Source organism: Marinobacter sp. SS21 (genome assembly GCF_028369065.1).
Lineage (GTDB): Bacteria > Pseudomonadota > Gammaproteobacteria > Pseudomonadales > Oleiphilaceae > Marinobacter.
Genome location: NZ_JAQNDA010000009.1, coordinates 58,527 through 78,262 on the forward strand (window position 1 = coordinate 58,527; position 19,736 = coordinate 78,262).

The 19,736-nt window shown below is 59.1% G+C and carries 13 protein-coding genes; 9 read left to right on the plus strand and 4 right to left on the minus strand.

Translation table 11 applies throughout. The features are described from left to right. The first annotated feature begins 94 nt into the window (after nucleotides 1–94). The 3 genes from lon (at nucleotide 95) to N6L25_RS13060 (ending at nucleotide 5,141) form a co-directional block, all read left to right on the plus strand. A complete protein-coding gene (lon, locus tag N6L25_RS13050; RefSeq protein ID WP_271981056.1) occupies nucleotides 95–2,512 on the plus strand; it encodes an endopeptidase La in 2,418 nt (805 codons plus the stop codon). A gap of 239 nt (nucleotides 2,513–2,751) precedes the next feature. Beyond that, nucleotides 2,752–3,024 (plus strand): HU family DNA-binding protein, encoded by a 273-nt coding sequence (locus N6L25_RS13055; RefSeq protein WP_271981059.1) that lies wholly within the window; start codon nucleotides 2,752–2,754, stop codon nucleotides 3,022–3,024. A 257-nt stretch (nucleotides 3,025–3,281) separates the two neighbouring features. After that, nucleotides 3,282–5,141, plus strand: a complete 1,860-nt coding sequence (locus N6L25_RS13060) for a SurA N-terminal domain-containing protein (protein WP_271981061.1) — start codon at nucleotides 3,282–3,284, stop codon at nucleotides 5,139–5,141. A 78-nt stretch (nucleotides 5,142–5,219) separates the two neighbouring features. On the opposite strand, the gene hexR is transcribed toward N6L25_RS13060, so the two are convergent. After that, nucleotides 5,220–6,092, minus strand: coding sequence for a transcriptional regulator HexR (gene hexR, locus N6L25_RS13065; RefSeq protein ID WP_271981063.1), 873 nt, complete (start codon nucleotides 6,090–6,092; stop codon nucleotides 5,220–5,222). Between the two features lie 280 nt (nucleotides 6,093–6,372). Between hexR and zwf the strand changes: the two genes are divergently transcribed. The 3 genes from zwf to eda are packed head-to-tail and all read left to right on the plus strand — an operon-like array spanning nucleotide 6,373 to nucleotide 9,235. Further along, nucleotides 6,373–7,854 (plus strand): glucose-6-phosphate dehydrogenase, encoded by a 1,482-nt coding sequence (gene zwf / locus N6L25_RS13070; RefSeq protein WP_271981065.1) that lies wholly within the window; start codon nucleotides 6,373–6,375, stop codon nucleotides 7,852–7,854. Then, complete coding sequence (gene pgl, locus N6L25_RS13075; RefSeq protein ID WP_271981067.1) at nucleotides 7,835–8,554, plus strand: 6-phosphogluconolactonase; 720 nt, start codon at nucleotides 7,835–7,837, stop codon at nucleotides 8,552–8,554. Before zwf ends, pgl begins: the two co-directional genes overlap by 20 nt. Before the next feature lie 21 nt (nucleotides 8,555–8,575). Beyond that, nucleotides 8,576–9,235, plus strand: a complete 660-nt coding sequence (gene eda / locus N6L25_RS13080; protein ID WP_271981069.1) for a bifunctional 4-hydroxy-2-oxoglutarate aldolase/2-dehydro-3-deoxy-phosphogluconate aldolase — start codon at nucleotides 8,576–8,578, stop codon at nucleotides 9,233–9,235. Nucleotides 9,236–9,248: 13 nt separating this feature from the next. Here eda and pyk read toward each other — a convergent pair whose 3' ends face one another. Next, entirely contained in the window at nucleotides 9,249–10,697 is a 1,449-nt protein-coding gene (gene pyk, locus N6L25_RS13085) for a pyruvate kinase (RefSeq protein ID WP_271981071.1), read from the minus strand. Nucleotides 10,698–10,804: 107 nt separating this feature from the next. Then, nucleotides 10,805–11,809 (minus strand): type I glyceraldehyde-3-phosphate dehydrogenase, encoded by a 1,005-nt coding sequence (gene gap / locus N6L25_RS13090; protein WP_271981074.1) that lies wholly within the window; start codon nucleotides 11,807–11,809, stop codon nucleotides 10,805–10,807. A 155-nt stretch (nucleotides 11,810–11,964) separates the two neighbouring features. On the opposite strand from gap, the gene edd reads away from it, so the two are divergent. After that, complete coding sequence (gene edd, locus N6L25_RS13095) at nucleotides 11,965–13,785, plus strand: phosphogluconate dehydratase (protein ID WP_271981076.1); 1,821 nt, start codon at nucleotides 11,965–11,967, stop codon at nucleotides 13,783–13,785. Nucleotides 13,786–13,877: 92 nt separating this feature from the next. Further along, nucleotides 13,878–14,513: a glycine-rich domain-containing protein gene (locus N6L25_RS13100; protein ID WP_271981078.1), complete on the plus strand. Its 636-nt coding sequence runs from the start codon at nucleotides 13,878–13,880 to the stop codon at nucleotides 14,511–14,513. Between the two features lie 51 nt (nucleotides 14,514–14,564). Here the strand turns inward: N6L25_RS13100 and N6L25_RS13105 are convergent, their stop codons facing one another. Continuing rightward, complete coding sequence (locus N6L25_RS13105; protein WP_271981081.1) at nucleotides 14,565–16,241, minus strand: AMP-binding protein; 1,677 nt, start codon at nucleotides 16,239–16,241, stop codon at nucleotides 14,565–14,567. A 363-nt stretch (nucleotides 16,242–16,604) separates the two neighbouring features. Between N6L25_RS13105 and N6L25_RS13110 the strand changes: the two genes are divergently transcribed. Then, a complete protein-coding gene (locus tag N6L25_RS13110) occupies nucleotides 16,605–19,724 on the plus strand; it encodes a bifunctional diguanylate cyclase/phosphodiesterase (protein WP_271981083.1) in 3,120 nt (1,039 codons plus the stop codon). The last annotated feature ends 12 nt before the right edge of the window (nucleotides 19,725–19,736 follow it).

Genomic DNA, 19,736 nt, shown 5'->3' on the forward strand with positions numbered 1-19,736 from the left:
GAAGCAGGCTTTAATTCCGTAAAAATATTGCAATTTCGCCAAGCGCCCCAATGATCGATGTTAAGCTGAAAGAAACAAAGTCAGAGGATTCCTTATGACCCTGATTCCTGAAGAATCTGTGCAAGAGTACCCCATGCTTCCGCTGCGGGATGTGGTGGTGTTTCCGCACATGGTGGTTCCGCTGTTCGTGGGGCGAGACAAATCAATACAGGCGCTCGAAGCCGCGATGGAGGGAACCAAAGAGATCCTTCTGGTGGCTCAGCGTGATGCGGGAACGGATGACCCCGGGGCTGAAGATGTGTTCGACATGGGGACTCTGGCAACCGTGCTGCAGCTGCTGCGACTGCCTGATGGTACGGTGAAGGTACTTGTTGAGGGTAATACCCGTGCCCGGATCGAAAGCATTGAAGAGGCTGAGTACCTCACCGGACGAGCCTGGCTGATGGATGAAGACTCGTTGCCTGAGCGGGAAGGGGATGTGCTGGTCAAGACGTTGATGGAAGAGTTTGAAAAGTACGTCAAACTCTCCAAAAAGGTGCCAGCGGAGGTTTCCAGCGCGCTCACTGGCATCAACGAATTGGAGCGGCTGGCGGATACCATGGCGGCTCACCTGGAGCTGCGCATTCCCGAGAAGCAGGAGCTGTTGGAGGCGCTGGACGTTCGACAACGGGTTGACTTGCTGCTGGGCAAGCTGGATGGCGAGATTGATCTGATCGAAGTGGAAAAACGCATCCGCGGCCGGGTCAAGAAGCAGATGGAGCGCAGCCAGCGGGAGTACTACCTCAATGAGCAGATGAAGGCCATTCAGAAAGAGATGGGCCAGCTTGGCGAGGGGGCCAGCGATATTGACGAGCTGGAGCAGAAGCTGGAAGAGGCTGGTCTGCCAGAAGAGGCCCGCAAGAAGACCGAGTCCGAGCTGAGCAAGCTCAAGATGATGTCGCCGATGTCGGCTGAAGCCACCGTTGTTCGTGGCTACATTGACTGGATGTTGGCGGTACCCTGGAAGAAACGCAGCCGGGTACGTCATGACCTCGAGAAGGCCCGGGAGATCCTGGACCAGGATCACTACGGCCTGGAAGAGGTGAAGAAGCGGATTCTGGAGTACCTGGCGGTTCAGAGCCGGGTCAAAAAGGTCAAGGGGCCCGTGTTGTGTCTGGTGGGGCCTCCAGGGGTGGGCAAAACCTCGCTGGGGCAGTCCATTGCCCGTGCGACCAATCGAAAGTACACCCGTATGGCCTTGGGCGGCGTTCGTGATGAGGCTGAGATCCGTGGGCACCGCAAAACCTATATTGGCGCTCTGCCTGGTAAGTTGCTGCAGAAGCTCTCCAAGGTTGGCGTGAAGAATCCACTGTTCCTGTTTGATGAAATTGACAAGATGGGGATGGACCACCGGGGCGACCCGGCTTCCGCCCTGCTGGAAGTACTGGACCCGGAACAGAACCACACCTTCAATGATCATTACCTGGAGGTGGACTACGATCTGTCGGATGTCATGTTCGTCTGTACGTCCAACTCGATGGACATACCACCGGCATTGTTGGACCGTATGGAGATCATTCGCATACCGGGCTATACCGAGGATGAGAAGGTCAACATTGCGTTGCGCTATCTGTTGCCGAAACAGATCAAGGCGAACGGCTTGGGTAACAAAGAGCTGGAGTTGCCGGAGGAGACGCTTCGCAGCCTGATCCGCTACTACACCCGGGAGGCCGGTGTCCGTGGGCTGGAGCGTGAAATCGCCAAAATCTGCCGTAAGGTGGTCCGGGAGCACGTCGAGGCCGGAAAGAAAAACACACTGACCCTGACGCCAGAGATGCTGGAAGACTATTCCGGCGTTCAGAAGTTCAAGTACGGCCTGGCGGAAGAGAAGAATCAGATTGGTCAGGTGACCGGATTGGCCTGGACCCAGGTCGGCGGCGAGTTGCTGACCATCGAATGTGCACTGACCAAGGGCAAGGGTCGAGTGATCAAGACCGGCTCTCTCGGTGACGTCATGCAGGAATCCATCCAGGCTGCTCTGACTGTCGTCAGGAGTCGGGCGGCGGGTCTCGGTTTTGGCGACGACTTCCATGAGAAGCACGACCTCCACGTTCACGTACCCGAAGGTGCCACGCCCAAGGACGGCCCCAGTGCGGGTATTGGCATGTGCACCGCGTTGGTTTCCGCATTAACCCAGAACCCAGTAAGAGCGGATGTCGCGATGACCGGTGAAATCACGCTCCGAGGCCGGGTGCTGGCCATTGGCGGGTTGAAGGAGAAGCTCCTGGCGGCCCACCGTGGCGGCATAAAGACCGTCATAATTCCTGATGAAAATGTCCGCGATCTCAAAGAGATACCGGACAACATAAAGGAATCGCTTGAAATCAAGCCGGTCAAATGGATTGACGAAGTTCTGGATATCGCACTGGCGTACGCCCCGGAGCCCCTCCGCAAAGGGGTCGCCAGCGAGTCGTCTTCCGGTAAACCTCGGGAAGATGAGGGCGATGCCTCAGAGCGGATAAATACCCATTAAACCCGCGCAGTTTTGTTGACACGCGCGAGAGCCCGTTGGTATAACTGTTTCGCCGTGAAGCAGCCAATACCAAGGGCTCCCGCGCAGTTGATGCCTATTCCGAATTCCGGTATGTAACCGAATGGAATAAGAAAAGTGAAGAATGGAATTCTCTGACCGCTTATGCGATAGTCGGGAACGTCCTAGAAAAAAACAAACCAACCGATAACATCTTCAACCTGAAATCGAAGGGGTTTAGTGTGAACAAGTCCGAACTAATCGATGCAATCGCAGAGTCCGCCGACATCTCCAAGGCAAGTGCTGGTCGTGCACTGGACGCCATGACCGACGCCGTTAGCGGCGCACTGAAAAAAGGCGATCAGGTGACTCTGATCGGTTTCGGTACGTTTTCGGTTAAAGAGCGTGCGGCTCGTACCGGTCGTAACCCGCAAACTGGTGCGGAGATCAAGATTCCGGCCTCCAAAGTGCCTGGCTTTAAGGCTGGTAAGGCTCTGAAGGACGCCGTTAAGTAAGGCTCTTTCGCCTGGTGGCGCCGGATGATTGGCGTTGCCAGGGGTGACGCTGACACTTTCGTCGGACGTCACTCCGAATTAAAAGGAGGCGCATTCCGATCAGGGTGCGCCTTTTTACGTTCAGAGCCCGGGAACGCCCGACTTAGTTGGGCAGGATGCGGGACCATCTGAGATATCAGACGACACGGAACAGAGGCCTGACGCTGGCATACTCTGGCCCAAGTGGGTGCAGACAGGCTTGGCGGTCCGGGAGGAACATGCTTCAGAATATTCGGGATAATGCCCAAGGCACCATTGCCAAAATCATCATTGCTGTATTGATAGTTTCGCTCTCCATTTGGGGTATGGACGCCATCATCGGCGGCTTTTCGGGGGAGCCCGAAGTCGCCACGGTGAATGGCGAAGACATCTCCGAGCGCGAATTCCTGCGTATCGTTCAGATCGAGAGCCAGCGACGACTTGCGCAGATGGATCGGCCAGACCCTACGTTGCTGGATGACGAGCAGATTCGTCGGGAAGTATTGGAGTTGTTGATTCAGGAGCGAGTCCTCACCCAGGATGCCGCTGAGCAGGGGCTGGCGCTGTCCGACGCCGATGTCGACGCCCTGATCACCCAGATGCCGCAGTTCCAGGTGAATGGCCAGTTCAACCGAGACCGTTTCGTATCTACCGTGCGTAACCTGGGAATGGGCGTCGCCGAGTTCCGCGAAGCCATGCGCAAGCAGTATGTCATCAATCAAATCCGCTCTGGTGTGAGTCAGAGTGGCTTTGTGGCTGAGGCCGGTGCCGAAAAGCTGCTGAGTTTGCAGAACCAGACCCGGGATTTCCGCACTGTAACCCTGTCCTCCGGTGATGTGGCTGACAAGGTGTCGGTGTCGGCGGAGGCGATCGCCGAGTATTACGAATCCAACGCTGCGCTGTTCATGCGCCCTGAGACGGTGGACGTACAGTACATAGCACTCAGCCTCGAATCATTGGCGGACCCGGCCAGCGTGACCCAGGAGGAAGTGGAAGCCCTGTATGCGAGCCGTGCCGATGAATTGGCGGATGAAGAGCGTCGTACCGCTCATATCCTGATCGAGCAGGGCGACGACGCAGACGAAAAGATCGCCGAAATCCAGCAGAAACTGGCTGAGGGCGAAGCGTTCGCTGCGCTCGCCGAATCCTACTCCGCCGATGTGGCAACCGCCGCCGATGGCGGCGATCTGGGCTTTGCAGGGCGTAATATGTTCGATTCGGCCTTCGAAGAGACGATGTTTGCCTTGGAGATCGGTGAGGTGTCCGAGCCGGTGATCACGCCCTACGGAACTCACTTGATCAAGCTGTTGGAGGTGCGTGAGACTGAGGTGCCGTCCCTGAGCGAGCTGGAAGCAGAGCTGAGAAACGAGCTGGCAATGACCAAGGCTGATGAGGCTTATGCGGCGGCACGTACCGAGCTGTCCAACATTGCCTATGAGTCCGATAATCTGGCCGAGCCTGCAGTGGCCCTGGGGCTGGAGATTCACGAGCGCAACGGTCTGAGCCGAGAGGGTGCTAGCGCGCCGTTTGATCACGCCGGCCTGGTTCGCCAGGTATACTCTGAGGATGTGCTGAAGGGCGGCTACAATACCGAAGTGATCGACGTTGGCGACAACGTCTCCATCGTGGCTCGGGTCAAAGAGCATTTTCCAGCCCGTCAGCTGCCGTTGGAGGAGGTCTTGGGTGACATTCGTGCAGCCTTGACTGAACAGGAAATCCGCAAGGTGTTGCAGGCTGAGGCGCAAGCTGTTGTGGCGGCGCTGGAAGCCGGGCAGGACCTCGCCGAGATTGAGTCGGTGTCCGCTCAATGGCAGAGCTATTCCGAACAGGGGCGTAACAGTGCCGGCTTGAACCCGGCGGTACTTAGTGCCGTTTTTGCCATGCCCAAGCCCCAGGCCGATGCGCCGGTGTACGGTCACGCTATGGCTGCTGGCGACCTAGTGGTCATCGCCCTGGACAAGGTCGGCGAGGGCGAAGTGGATCGCGAGAGTGAGGAGGTTACCCAACTCCGTCGTTTCATGGCGACCCTTCAGGGCCAGCGTGAATACACGGCCTACCAACAGTACCTGCGTGAGCAGGCAGAGGTCGAGCGGCCCTGATTCCAGCATTCAGGCTAGCCTACAAAAAGCCCGGTGGCGAAATGCCCCGGGCTTTTTTTGTCGTTGGCGAGCGAGTTGTCAGACCGGTGGCAGTCGGGTGGCTTTCAGGCTGTCCTTGATCTTCTTCAGGTGATCACGAAAATCCTCGCCACGCTTGAGGGTCACACCGGTAGCGAGGATGTCGATAATCGACAGATGGATAATTCGCGAAGCCATGGGCATGTACACTTCGGTGTCTTCCGAGGCGGTCACGCCCAGCACCACCGTGCAAACTTCCGCCAGTGGCGAGGCTGGCGTTGTAATTCCGATGACGGTGGCGCCATTGTTGCGGGCGTCCCGGGCGATTTCGATCGACTCTTTGGTTCTGCCGGTGTAGGAAATCATCACGATGACGTCGCCGGTGCCACTGCCGGCAGCGACCATTCGTTGCATCAGCGCGTCGTCGTAGCACATCACCGGAATGTTAAAGCGAAAAAACTTGTGTTGGGCATCCAAGGCGACCGGGGCCGAGCCCCCCATCCCGAAGAAGTTGATCTGCTTGGCCTGGATCAGGTAATCGATGGCCGTCGCAAGGTCCTTCGGGTTCAGGGCTTGCCGGGCCTTGTCGAGATTGGCCATGGTGGTCAGCATGACCTTATCGGCAAATTCGGCCACGGTATCATCGGGCTCGATGTTCTGGCCAATGTAGGGCGTGCCAGTGGCGATGCTCTGGGCCAGACGGATCTTGAAGTCGGGAAAGCCCGACGCGGAAAAGCCACGGCAGAAGCGGTTCACGGTCGGCTCGCTCACGTTGGCGGAGCGAGCCAGGGCGGCGATGCTGTAGCGAGTGGCCGCGGACGGATCGCGGAGTATGGCCTCGGCGACCTTGCGTTCCGACTTGTTGAGCGAGTCCAGCCGGTCCTGGATATCTTCCAGCAGGTTCTCATCTCGGCGCGTATGGGGCGCTGACATTCGCTTGCTCTCCGAGTTGTGGTTGTCCTGCGGCGTTGCAGGCTCCCTGGTACTATCGGTCGTTCGTTCGGCGGATTATAGCCTCTTTCGGCCTGGGATGCGGTAGTAAAGTTGTCACATTCGGCCTTTGGAATTGGCAATAACCGTTTGTAGTGTCATTATTTAGATAAAATTACTACATGACCATGGCAGGACGCTTCAGTAAACCGCCAGGGCCGATTCGGGTGTTGTGGGGAGTCGAGGGCGAAGTTGTCCGGTGTCGAAGGCGAGCGAGAGCCTCATGGAAGACCACGTAAAGACGTGCAGTGATCTGATGATTTTCGGTGCCTTGGGGGATTTGGCCCGTCGCAAGCTGTTCCCCGCACTATACCAGCTTGAGCGTTCCGGATTGCTGTCGCGGGACAGCCGGATATTGGCTCTGGCCCGGCGGCAGACGACCACAGCCGAGGTTCGCAACCAGGTTTCCCAACACCTGAGAGAGTCCATTCCTGAGCGGGAGCTGGAGGCAGCTACGCTGAAGCAATTCCTCAGCCGTTTGGAGTACTGCCGGCTGGATTTCAGCGACGCTGACGACTTCGAAGCATTGCGGCAGTGGCGCCAGGACAGTGGCAATGTGCTGATCGTCTATTTGGCGACGCCACCGGACATGTACGGGTTGATAGCCCGTAATCTGCGTACCGCCGACTGCTGTACCGCCCAGACCCGGGTGGTCGTGGAAAAACCCATAGGCCATGACCTGAAGTCGTCCCGGAATATCAACGATCAGCTGGCGGAAGTGTTCAACGAAGACCAGTTGTTCCGCATTGATCACTATCTGGGCAAGGAAACCGTCCAGAACCTGATCGCCTTGCGGTTCGCCAACAACCTGTTTTCCTCCCAGTGGGACCAGAATCACATCTCCCACGTTGAAATTACCGTGGCGGAAAGTGTTGGCATTGAGGGGCGGTGGGGGTACTTCGATCAGGCCGGTCAGGTCCGCGACATGATTCAGAACCACCTGCTTCAGTTGTTGTGTCTGATCGCCATGGATCCACCGGCCGATTTGTCCGCGGACAGTATCCGGGATGAAAAGGTTAAGGTGCTGAAGGCCTTGCGACCGATCACGCCGGACATCATGGAAACCCACCTGGTCCGCGGTCAGTACAGTGCTGGCGCAAGTTCTGGGCGGGCTGTGCCGGCGTATCTGGAAGAGGAGGGGGCCAACCGAAGCAGCAGCACTGAAACCTTCGTGGCGCTGAAGGTTGAAATCGAGAACTGGCGTTGGGTGGGGGTGCCGTTCTATATCCGCACCGGCAAACGGTTGCCGGAAAAACTCTCGCAGATCGTCATTCACTTCAAGCCTGCACCGCACTACATCTTCGATCTGGATCAGAAGCACCTTGCCCATAACCGGCTGATCATTCGTCTTCAGCCGGACGAGGGGATGACGCTCCAGATTCTTAATAAAGACCAGGGGCTGGATAAGGGCATGCGATTGCGCCAAGGACCGCTGGAGCTGACCTTTTCAGAAGCCTTTGAAACCGAGCGGATTCCCGATGCCTATGAACGCCTGCTATGGGAAGTGATGAAAGGGAATCAGTATCTGTTCGTCCGGCGTGACGAAGTTGAATATGCCTGGCGCTGGGTTGACGGCATCATCGCCAACTGGAATGGGCGGGGCGCGCCGCTGAAACGGTATGCCGCGGGGACTTGGGGACCGGTGGCATCGATTGCTCTGATAACAAGGGATGGCAGGAGCTGGTATGAAGACGCTGGATATTAATGTGCCGGAAGGGGTGGATGTTGTCACCGCCGAGGATGCCCACACTGTCGCCAGTATGTTGGCCGAGAAGGTGGCAGGCGTATTGGCGAACCGGTTACGGCAACCAGGAAGGGCCAGTCTGGCGGTATCGGGTGGACGTACGCCGGTTGCCTTCTTTGAATTGCTGGCACGAAAACCGATTGAGTGGGCGCGGGTTGACGTCGTCCTGGCTGATGAGCGTTGGGTGGAGGAGACCCATCCGGCCAGTAACGCGGCCCTGGTCAAGCGTTACCTGATCCAGGGGCCGGCCGCAGCGGCCAATTTTCTGTCGTTCTGGCGCGCCGGCATGTCTCCGGTCGATGCCAGCGCCGACGCCGATCAGGCCTTGGCCGCAATTGAGTGGCCACTGACCGCGTTGGTGCTGGGTATGGGTAATGATGGCCACACTGCCTCACTGTTTCCCGATGCGCCTGAACTGTACCAGGCGATGGATGTGAAGCGGCCCAACCATGTGGTGACCTTGACGCCGCCGTCCCAGCCCCATGCCCGGGTGTCGCTGAGCTTGCGCGCCTTGGCGGGGGCAAGGTACAAAGCGTTGCACCTGCGGGGGATGGACAAGGCCGAAACCTTGAAGCTGGCGTGCGATCAGCTCGATGACGTGGCGGAGATGCCAATCAGGGTGTTTCTCCGGCTGGGTCTGGTTGTTTACTGGAGTGCTTGATAAGCCGAGCTGGAGGCGTGCATGCAGCAACTGTCCGAAGACCATCGTAACCGAATTCATGCCGTATTTGGCGCCTGCCCGCTGATGCCGGTGATTGCCATTGAACACCCAGATCATGTGCTGCCCTTGTGTCGGGCATTGGTGGAAGGTGGTATTCGTGCGCTGGAAATCACACTGCGCACCGAGCACGGCCTGGCGGCCATTGAGTTGTTGCGGGCGGCCTTGCCCGATATATGGGTTGGGGCTGGCACCGTGGTGACTCCGGCTCAGTACCGCGCCGTGGAGTCTGCCGGCGCCCAGTTCGTGGTGACGCCGGGGATCACGGAGCCATTGTTGGAGTTTGGCCTCACCTCAAGCGTTCCGTTGCTGCCCGGTGTCGCCACGGTGTCCGAGCTGATGTTGGGCTACAACCTGGGGTATCGGGAGTTCAAGTTTTTTCCTGCTGCCGTGGCCGGTGGGCCGGCCGCCCTGCAGGCGATTGCCGGGCCCTTCCCGGACGCCAGTTTCTGCCCTACCGGTGGGGTTCGGCTGGACACCGCCGGCGATTATCTGGCGCTCGATAATGTTCTTGGCGTTGGCGGTACCTGGCTGACCCCGAGCGAGGCGGTCGCGGCTGGCGAATGGCCGACCATTTCAGCGATAGCCCGCGACAGCCTGGCCGCCCTGCGCAGGTGGGCCTGATGGTGCCGCTGGGTTAGCGGATTTCCTGACCCACCTGGACGATTTTCATCGAGTTGGTGCCGCCTTGGGCGTCTGCGTAATCGCCCTTGGTGATGATCACTCGATCTCCCTCCTGCACGATGCCAAGCTCCACCAGCCTGGCGACAGCGCGGGCGTTGGTCTCATGGTTGGGAATTTCGGTGGTATCGAACGGTACGGTCTGTACGCCGCGATACAGGGAAACCCGGTGCTGCGTGCTGGGGTGGCGGGAGAAGGCGAATATTGGCAGGCTCGACTTGATTCGCGACATCAGCAGGGGCGTTGCACCGGTTTCAGTCATGCACACGAGCGCGGAAATGCCGTCGAGGTGATTGGCCGCGTACATGGCGGACAGGGCAATCGCTTCATCCACCCGGCTCATGGTTTCGTTCAGGCGATGTTTGGATTGCGCCATGGACGGGTGTTTTTCCGCGCCCAGGCAGATCCGTACCATCGCTTCCACGGCCTCTCTGGGATAATCACCCACGGCGGTTTCGGCCGATAGCATCACGGCATCGGTGTAGTCCATCACGGCATTCGCCACATCGGACACCTCGGCGCGAGTGGGCATGGGGTTTTCGATCATCGACTCCATCATTTGGGTGGCGGTGATGACCACCTTGTTCAGGGCGCGGGCCCGAGCAATGATGTGCTTCTGAACGCCGACCAGCTCGGCATCGCCGATCTCCACCGCCAGATCGCCACGGGCCACCATCACGGCATCCGAGGCCTGGATGACGTCATCGAGGGCGGCATCGTTGTGAGCCAGTTCGGCCCGTTCGATTTTGGCTACCAGCCCGGCCTCCGAGCCTGCCTCCCGTAGCAGTGCCCGCGCGGTGTGCAAGTCCTCGGCGGTGCGTACAAATGAAACCGCAACGTAATCGGCGTCGAGCTGGGCGGCCGTGCGGATGTCTTGCTTGTCTTTCTCCGTCAGTGCTTCCGCTGAGAGCCCGCCGCCACGCTTGTTCAGGCCCTTGTTGTTGGAGAGTGGGCCGCCAATGAGAACGGTGGAGGTGATGCTGCAATCGTCTACCGCCGTCACCTGCATTTCTATACGGCCGTCGTCCAGCACCAAAATATCGCCTGGCGCGACATCCTGGATCAGCTGCTCGTAGTCAATGCCTACCCGGGAGCTGTCTCCGGCAGCTTTGTCCATGGCGGCGTCCAGAACGAAGGTCTGCCCGCTCCTGAGCGTCACCTTATTGTCCTGAAAGCGCGCAATTCGCAGTTTTGGGCCCTGGAGGTCGGCAAGTATCGCGGTATAGCGACCTTGAGCGCGCGCTGATTCGCGGACCTGCTGTGCCCGCTTAAGGTGCTCGGCGGCGCTGCCATGGGAAAAGTTCAGGCGGGCGACATCGACGCCGGCCTTGATGATGGCGGAGAGCGCTTCGGGGGAGTCCGTTGCCGGACCCAGGGTGGCGACGATCTTGGTTCGCCTCAGCATAGACGCATCCTTATCGAGTTTGGGTTTGGGTTTGGGTATGGATATTGAAACACATTCTGGCAGACTTGGCCGGGCAGTGCGGGAGTAGGCTGGATGGGGGAGCTCCTTCAGTGGCTGGCATTCATCAGCGCCAGGGTATTGTCCAGCATACGATTGGAGAATCCCCACTCATTGTCGTACCAGGCCATGACTTTCGCGTGACGGCCCAGTACGTGAGTGTGGTTCGCATCGAAGATGGCAGACAGCGCATTGTGATTAAAGTCGACACTCACCAGTTTGTCCTCGTTATAGCCCAGTACCGGGGATTGTTGGGCTGCCTGTTTCATGATCTGGTTAAGCTCGGAGGCATCGGTTTCCCGGCAGACCACCACACTCAGGTCCACCAGTGACACGTTGAGGGTAGGAACCCGCACCGCCAGGCCGTCCAGTTTGCCGGCCAGTTCAGGGATCACCCGGCCAATCGCGCCCGCGGCGCCGGTGCGCGTGGGAACCATGGACTGCGCAGCCGCTCGGGCCCGGTATAGGTCGCCGCTGTAGGCATCCGTCAGTGCCTGGTCATGGGTATAGGCATGAATGGTGGTCATCAGGCCGCTTTCAATGCCAACGCTCTCGTGCAGGGCCTTAACCACCGGTGCGAGGCAGTTGGTGGTGCATGACGCGCAGGAAATGATCTGGTGATTCCGGCGCAGTTGATCGTGGTTTACGCCGTAGACCACCGTGGCATCGACCTCGGAGGCTGGCGCGGAGATGATGACTTTACGGGCTCCTGCCACTAGATGCCCCCGCGCCTTGTCGGCGCTGGTGAAGCGGCCGCTGCACTCCAGCACCGCATCGATATGGAAGCTGCGCCACGGCAGCTCTGCAGGCTGGCTGATGGTGGTGACGGCAATGTGATCGCCATTCACCGAAATGGATTCGGCGTCGTAGCTGACGATACCGGGGAACTGGCCGTGGACACTGTCGTATTTGAAAAGGTGGGCATGCCCCTCGGGGCTGCCGAGGTCGTTGATCGCAACCACCTGAATCCGGTCGCGGTAATGGTTTTCATACAGCGCACGCAGTACGTTGCGACCAATTCGCCCAAAGCCGTTAATTGCGATGCGAATGGTCATGATGCCTCTCCACGAAGTAGTGGCGTTATGTAGTAATTATAACAATCTTGGTGGGCCTTGTAAGGATGACATCCGTGTTAGGATGATCAAAAGAAGTAAATCCTACGTTTAATGCCGAGTGCAAACTTGAAGATGGATGATGGGGAGGCAAGTGCATGCATCCAACGGTGGAACGGGTAACTCAGCGTATCGTGGATCGGAGCCGTGGTGCTCGCCGCGACTATCTTGGCCGAATGGAGGCCATGAGGCAGCAATCGCCTCAGCGCAGTCGTCTGTCCTGTGGCAACCTCGCCCATGGTTTTGCCGCCTGCCAGTCTGGCGACAAGGACACGCTCAAGTTCATGAATAAGGCCAACGTGGCCATTGTCTCCGCCTACAACGACATGCTGTCTGCGCACCAGCCGTACCATCGGTTTCCCGATCTGGTCCGGGCTGCGGCCCATGGTATGGGATCAGTTGCCCAGTTCGCCGGTGGCACCCCTGCGATGTGTGATGGGGTGACCCAGGGCCAGCCCGGCATGGAGCTGAGTCTGTTCTCCCGCGATGTCATCGCCATGAGCACGGCGGTGGCCCTGAGTCACAATATGTTTGACGCCACGGTACTGTTGGGAATCTGCGACAAGATTGTGCCGGGAATGTTGATCGGTGCGTTGAGTTTTGGGCACTTGCCTACCATTTTGATCCCCTCCGGCCCCATGCCCACTGGGCTGCCCAATAAAGAAAAGCAGCGGGTGCGCCAACTTTATGCGGAAGGCAAGGTCGGTCGCGAGGAACTGCTGGAAACCGAGAGCAAGTCGTACCACAGTCCGGGTACCTGTACCTTTTATGGCACCGCCAACAGCAATCAGTTGCTGGTGGAGGTGATGGGGTTGCATCTGCCGGGCGCCGCGTTCTTCAATCCCGACACCCCGCTGCGGGATGCACTCACCCGTGCCGCCACGGAACAGGTGATCCGGCTGTCACGGCCCAATGGCGGCCAGCTCGGGCTGGCGGACATGGTGACTGAGAAAAGCATCGTCAATGCCTTGGTGGCTCTGCTGTCCACTGGCGGTTCCACCAACCACACCATGCACTGGGTGGCGATTGCGCGGGCTGCGGGCATACTGATTGATTGGGATGATTTCGCGGAACTGTCTGCCGTGGTTCCCTCGTTGACCCGCATCTATCCCAACGGGCAGGAGGATGTGAACGCTTTTCACGACGCGGGTGGCACCCCGTTCCTGATCCGCGAGCTGTTATCCGCCGGCTGTCTGCATGACGATGTGGAGACCGTGGTGGGGCCTGGCCTGGAGCGTTATACCCAGATGCCGGTACTGAAGGGCGAGCGCTTGGTGTGGCAACCGGTGCCGGACGGCAGCGGCAATACCGGAGTACTGCGGGGTGCCGATGACCCCTTTGCACCGGATGGCGGGCTGCGGGTCCTGGGCGGCAATCTGGGCCGGGGGGTGATCAAGATCTCGGCAGTTGCGCCGGAGTATCATCGGGTGGAAGCTCCGGCGGTCATCTTTCACGATCAGAATGATCTCGAAGCGGCGTTCATGGCTGGTGAACTGGACCGTGACTGTGTGGTGGTGGTTCGGTTCCAGGGCCCAAACGCCAACGGTATGCCCGAGCTGCACAAGTTGACACCGTATTTGGGCGTGATCCAGGACCGCGGCTACCGCGTGGCTCTGGTCACCGATGGCCGCATGTCGGGGGCCTCCGGCAAGGTGCCGGCGGCCATTCATGTCTACCCCGAGGCGGCCCGGGGTGGCCCGCTCTCACGCCTGCGGGATGGCGACCGGGTGTGTGTCGACGCCATTGCCGGGCGGCTGACGGTGGACGTACCGGAAGCCGAATGGCGGCGCCGGTCTGCGGCGATACAAGCGTTGTCTGAAAACCGGCATGGATTGGGGCGGGAGTTGTTTGGCTGGCTGCGAAAGGAGGCCAGCACACCGGAGCAGGGTGCCAGCTTCTTCTGGACTCACGATGCCTAACGCCCGCCGTGTTACGGATTTTGCTTGAGCCCTGGCTCCGTCCCAAGGCCTAATGTCGCGATCACAAGGCAGGTAAAGGCAAGGTTGCAGCGATGGCGTTTGTCGTTTTTCTGGGGGTGCTGATCATCATGGGATCGTTGGGGTACGGCATGTATCACCGTGCGCGCGTCGCCCGACGGCAGCGACTGATCGAGGCGTTCACTTTCCCCAAGATGATCCCGGAAAAGGTGGTCGGGAAATATCCCCACCTGGATGAAAATGGCGTTGAGCGGGTCATGGCAGGGCTCAGGGAGTATTTCCACTTGTGCAACCTGGCGGGGCCTCGCATGGTGGCTATGCCGTCCCAGGTTGTGGATGTGGCCTGGCATGAGTTCATCCTGTATACCCGCGAGTACGAGCTGTTCTGCAAAAAGGCTCTGGGTCGTTTCCTGCACCATACCCCGGCCGAGGCCATGAGTTCGCCCACCGTTGCCCAGAAGGGCATCAAGACTGCATGGAAGCTGGCTTGTCACCGGGAAAACATCGCACCGAAAGCACCCAGGGCATTGCCGTTACTGTTTGCGTTGGACGCGCAACTGAACATCGCCGATGGCTTTCGGTATGAGCTGGACTGCAAGAAGGCGGGAACGAATGGCTATTGTGCGGGCCACATCGGTTGCGGCTCGGGTTGTGGGGGCGGCTGCAGCGGTGATTCCGGAGGCTGCGGTAGCGGTTGTGGGGGTGATTGACGAGGTGATTGATGGAGCCCCCGTACATCGGAGACTCCAGGCGCTCAGGGATTATTCCCAGATGACTTTCTTGCGTTGACCGTACCAGGCTCCCATGCGGTCGGCGTAATGGTTCTCGATCACGTTACGCTTGATTTTCATGGTTGGAGTCAGCATGCCGTTTTCCATCGTCCAGGGCTCGTTAACCACCGCCAGGAAGGCCAGTTTTTCGTGGGCCTCGCACTCGGCGTTGACCCGATCAAGCACCTCGGTCAGCTCCTGCTCCAGTTCATCGTGACTGGCTCCGGCCGCCAGTTCTTCCCGGGCTTCATCGGACAGCAGCACCAGGGCGCAGGGCTGTGGCTGGTTGGCGCCGGCAACGCAGACCACCTCCGCCTTGGGATGATTGAAGCGGCCTTCAATCGGAACCGGCACCACGTACTTGCCCTTTGAGGTCTTGAACAGATCTTTTACCCGGCCGGTGATGCGCAAGTAACCATCCTTGATCTCGCCCATGTCACCGGTTTTCAGGAAGCCATCCTCGGTGAGGTCTTCCTGGGTCTTTTCCGGGTTTTTGAAATAGCCGATCATCTGGCCGGGGCTGCGAACCAGTACTTCGTCGCCCTCGCCCAGGCGTTGCTCGACGCCAGGGTTAGGGACGCCGACCGTGCCGACTCGAGTTTCTCCGGGACGGTTGCTGTGAGAATAACCAAAGTTTTCGGACATGCCGTACACTTCCAGCAACTCAAGACCCAGGTTGCGGTACCAGCCGATAATCTCGGGAGCCAGCGGCGCCGCGCCTGTGAGCGCCGCCCGGCAGTGGTTGAGTCCGAGCTGGGTCAGGATTTTTTTCTTCACCAGGCGGTTCAGGATCGGGAGCTTGAACAGAAGCTTCTGTTTCTTCGGCGGTAGCTTTTCGTTGATGGCCAGGTAGAACTTCATCCACAGCCGCGGAACCGAGAAGAAGAGCGTTGGACGCGCCCGCTGAAGGTCTTCCTGGAAGGTGTCCAGCGAATTGGCGAAGTAGAGCTGGAAGCCATAGAACAGTGACATGGTTTCGACCGCGGCCCGCTCCGCTACGTGGGCCAGGGGCAAGTACGAGAGCATCCGGTCGTCTTCGCCTACGGGGAACAGCTGCTTGAGGCCACCACCCACGGAAATCATGGTTTCGAAACTGTGCATGACTCCCTTGGGCCTGCCAGTGCTACCTGAGGTATACACAATGGTGGCCAGATCCGCCGGGGAGGGGTATTGAATTGCCTCTGGGTTGGTCGCCTTGACAATGCCATCCCAGGTTTCGGTGTCGCTTCTCGGTGACATGGGGAGGGAGATGATGGGCAGATTGTCGGGGATGACGCCCTTGATGTCATTCCAGCCATCGACCGTGCCATCCATCTTGCCGAGGAACAGTAACTTGCTCTCACTGTGCTCGAGAATGTAGCCGGCGGTATCGCCATTCAGCGTCGGGTAGAGCGGAACCGAGACATGCCCTGCCGCCCAGATCGCCAGGTCGGCGAGAATCCAGTGGGCACTGTTCTTGCCCAGGATCGCTATATTGCTGTGCTCAGGGAGCGCCAGCGAGCGCAGGTGGGTTGCCATGCGCGCCACCTGATCGGCAGCCTGGCCCCAGGTGATCTCCTCGACGCGACCGTCCGGGAACGGTTGGATCAAAAAGGTTTCACTTGGTTTCTTTCTCGCCCAATGAGTGAAGTAGTGCAGAGAGGTCGACAGCTGTGTTGCCGCGTTCATGGAGCCATCCTTATGTGTATGCTGCTTCTGTTATTGTCGTCACGTGTACTGTCGTCACGCGTAGTGTCATCACGCGTTGATTTCATCACGGTTTGTGCCTACAGGATACTAGCAGGTTTGGATCGGCGGCCAAGTCTGACAAGACCGATTTTGACCTGAAAGGACTCATCGGGCGCGGGTGCTTTCCGGGCGCTGAAACGTAGCTGAATCTAAGTTTTAGGCCTATTTCTTCGGTGATTGCCCTCCTGGGACCGGATGCATGTCTATAGTTGTAGGGGGGGAGCAGCCGCCGAGGTTCCCGAGTGGTTCTTTAGCCGTTGTTCGTGGTCTTTGCAGTGGTGGCACAGTGTTGGAGTATGCTCAATGGGAGAACTCTTGCAGTCCACGGAGTCTCGGGAGTTTGGGTTCCGCTTTGCGGTCTGTTTTCTCGGCAGTTTTCTACTGGCGGCACTGGCCGGGTTGCTCCTGGCCTTCACGAGTGCCCGCTCAAGCGTGAGTGATCGGGAGCAGCACGAGTCGATCATGCTGGGCCATGTCCACGCCCTGATGTCTCATGAGCTCGGGCGTTTGCCTTCCCCATTGCAGCAACTGGCGGCCAGCCAGCCCGTTTCAGACTTTCTCCAAGAGCCTAGTCAGTCCCACCGGGAAGAGGTGATCAGGCTGTTCCTGTTGTTGTTGCGTTATGCCCCGGAATACCAGCAGGCCCGGGTTCTGGAAGCCAATGGCAGGGAGCTGGTTCGCCTTGAGGTTGGCTCCGTCGGGCCGGTGGTTGTCGAGCAGGCCGCGCTTCAGGACAAATCGGATCAGAATTACTTTCGTGAAGGCATGGCGCTGGGGCGGGGGCAGTTCTATCTGTCGGCCCTTGACAGGAAGGTGGAAGGCGGCCAGATCGAGCGGCCTTTTCGGCCGACGCTCAGGCTGGTGATTCCAATTTTCCGCGATGAACCCCGGCCCCAGGGCGCTCTGGTATTCAATTATTCCGCCGAGCATTTGATCAAGCGGTTTCAGGGTGTGCTGAGTGGCAGTGCGGGCGGCGCCATGATCCTGAATAATGACGGCTACTGGTTGTTCAGCGAAAACGAGCGCTTGCGCTGGGGAGTCCTGCGGGATCAAGGTCCAAACTTCGGCAAGCTGTTCCCAGAGGTGTGGGCCCAGTTGCGGGCCCCCAGCAGGGCGGACGGCATTGTGAAGGCCGGCGGGGAAACGTTCGTCTATCGGGCGCTGGACCCGCTGCTGGCGGTCAGTGGCACGGAGCCGTCGGCGGCGGTCGGGGGCGCGCGCTGGTTTTTGGTCAGCCAGGTGCCTACGGATGAATGGCTCACCGCTGAGTTTATGGCAAGCCTCAAATCCGGTTCGGCCAAGGTTATGTTGCTGCTGGCGCTGGCTGTCAGTCTGCTGATTGCCCGTGTCCGTACCAGCCAGTTGCAGGCCCTGGTTGCACTGCAAAGAGGCGACACCAATGCCACGGCGCTGCTGGACAATGCGCCCGATGGCATCATCCAGCTGGACGCCGCACTGACCTGTAAGGATGTGAACAAGGCGGCCTGCCTGATCTTCGGTCGGGAGCGGAGCGAGCTGCTGGCGACGCCGATGGAAGACCTGCTCGCACAGTGTCAGGGCCGGTTGCGCGACGACTTGGAGGCGGTCGACGAGGACGATGGCATACAGGTTACCGAAATTGTGATTGAGCGTGGTGACGGCACAACGTTGCCCGTGGAAGTCAGCTCCCACTACCTGAAGGATGGTGGGTGGCAAGGATTCTTCCGGGATATTTCCGAGCGGAAGGCGACGGAAAGAGGCCTGTTGCGAGCTGAAGCGGTGTTCCTGAACACGGCAGAGGGCATCATCATTACCGATGGCGATGGCAAGATTCTTGATGTGAACCCTGCCTTTTCCAAGATCAGCGGGTTTGCCAGGGAAGAGGTGATTGGCAAGAATCCTCGCATTCAGCAGTCCGGTCATCACGATCAGGCTTTCTACCGAAAACTGTGGCGGGCACTGGACGCGGAAGGCAGCTGGACCGGGGAGATATGGAATCGTCGGAAAAGCGGCGAGGTGTATGCCGCCTGGGAAAATATCGCCACCGTCGAGAACGCTCATGGTCAGGTTGAAAACTACATCTCGATCATTTCCGACATCAGCACTCTGAAAGATGCGGAATCCAGGTTGGCGCAACTGGCTAATGAAGATTCGCTCACCGGATTGCTCAATCGGCGCGCCTTCGGAGTTGCCCTGGGCAAGGCCATCGACCGGGCTAAGCGTCATGACTATGGGCTGGCGTTGCTGTACCTGGACCTGGATCGTTTCAAGCTGGTGAACGACACCCTGGGGCATGCGGTTGGCGACCGCTTGTTGAAGCGGGTTGCCGAAGCGATTCTTGGGTGCGTCAGGTCTGAAGATGTGGTCGCCCGTCTCGGCGGCGACGAATTCACCGTGTTGATCGAGCACATTGCCACTGGCGAGGATGCGGCGATCATCGCTCACAACCTGATTCAGGCGCTGGACCAGCCCATGGTGCTGGAGGGGCAGGAATTCATCACCACTGCCAGCCTTGGTATTGCCATGTTCCCCCGGGACGGGCGCGGCGCCAGCGAGCTTTCCAGGGCGGCCGATGCAGCGATGTACCGGGCAAAGTCTCAGGGACGCAATACCTATCAGTTCTATAACGAGGATATGACCCATCAGGCCACTGAGCGTTTTGAAACCGAAGCTGCGCTTCGTCAGGCGCTGCTGAACGATGAATTTGAGCTGCACTACCAGCCCCAGTGGGCGCTGGACGGCTTGTCGGTGGTCGGGGTGGAGGCGTTGGTTCGCTGGCGTCATCCCGAGCGCGGTTTGCTGGAGCCCGATCAGTTCATTGCCGTTGCCGAGGAAAGCAACCTCATCAACGACATTGGCAGTTGGGTGCTGAGGGCGGCGTGCAGGCAATATGGGCTCTGGCTCAATCAGGGGTTGACGCCCCTCAAGGTGGCAATCAACCTGTCTGGCCGCCAGCTGCTCTATGGCAACGTACCTGCGACGTTCCGGGACTGTCTGAAGTCATTGGGCTTGGAGATGCCTGCCGGGGCAATTGAGTTTGAGGTCACCGAAACCATGCTGCAGTCAGGCGAGCGCGCGGTATCGGCGTTGCTGGAACTTCAGAGGATGGGCGCAGTGGTGGCGATTGACGACTTTGGCTGCGGTTACTCGTCGCTGGGGCAGCTGACCCGGCTGCCCGTGGATACGCTGAAAATAGATCAGGGATTCGTGCGTGGGGTGCCGGACGATGGCGTCAACTCCGCCATCGTCCGGGCGGTGATCTCCATGGCCCATAGTATGGGCCTGGAGGTGGTGGCCGAGGGCGTCGAGGACGAACGTCAGTTGCAGTTCCTGCAAGGTTTGGGCTGCAACTACGGCCAGGGCTACCTGTTCAGCAAGCCCGTTTTTCCCGCTGAGATCTACGACCTGGTCCAGGCCTCCCGTACCGAGGTGCCCTTGAAGTAAGTTACCGGCCGG

Coding starts and splice junctions, on each gene's coding strand:
- edd (WP_271981076.1), top strand. CDS start 11,965: ATGCATCCAACGGTGGAACGGGTAACTCAGCGTATCGTGGATCGGAGC.
- pgl (WP_271981067.1), top strand. CDS start 7,835: ATGAAGACGCTGGATATTAATGTGCCGGAAGGGGTGGATGTTGTCACC.
- N6L25_RS13110 (WP_271981083.1), top strand. CDS start 16,605: ATGGGAGAACTCTTGCAGTCCACGGAGTCTCGGGAGTTTGGGTTCCGC.
- pyk (WP_271981071.1), bottom strand. CDS start 10,697: ATGCTGAGGCGAACCAAGATCGTCGCCACCCTGGGTCCGGCAACGGAC.
- N6L25_RS13060 (WP_271981061.1), top strand. CDS start 3,282: ATGCTTCAGAATATTCGGGATAATGCCCAAGGCACCATTGCCAAAATC.
- gap (WP_271981074.1), bottom strand. CDS start 11,809: ATGACCATTCGCATCGCAATTAACGGCTTTGGGCGAATTGGTCGCAAC.
- hexR (WP_271981063.1), bottom strand. CDS start 6,092: ATGTCAGCGCCCCATACGCGCCGAGATGAGAACCTGCTGGAAGATATC.
- eda (WP_271981069.1), top strand. CDS start 8,576: ATGCAGCAACTGTCCGAAGACCATCGTAACCGAATTCATGCCGTATTT.
- N6L25_RS13105 (WP_271981081.1), bottom strand. CDS start 16,241: ATGAACGCGGCAACACAGCTGTCGACCTCTCTGCACTACTTCACTCAT.
- zwf (WP_271981065.1), top strand. CDS start 6,373: ATGGAAGACCACGTAAAGACGTGCAGTGATCTGATGATTTTCGGTGCC.
- N6L25_RS13100 (WP_271981078.1), top strand. CDS start 13,878: ATGGCGTTTGTCGTTTTTCTGGGGGTGCTGATCATCATGGGATCGTTG.
- lon (WP_271981056.1), top strand. CDS start 95: ATGACCCTGATTCCTGAAGAATCTGTGCAAGAGTACCCCATGCTTCCG.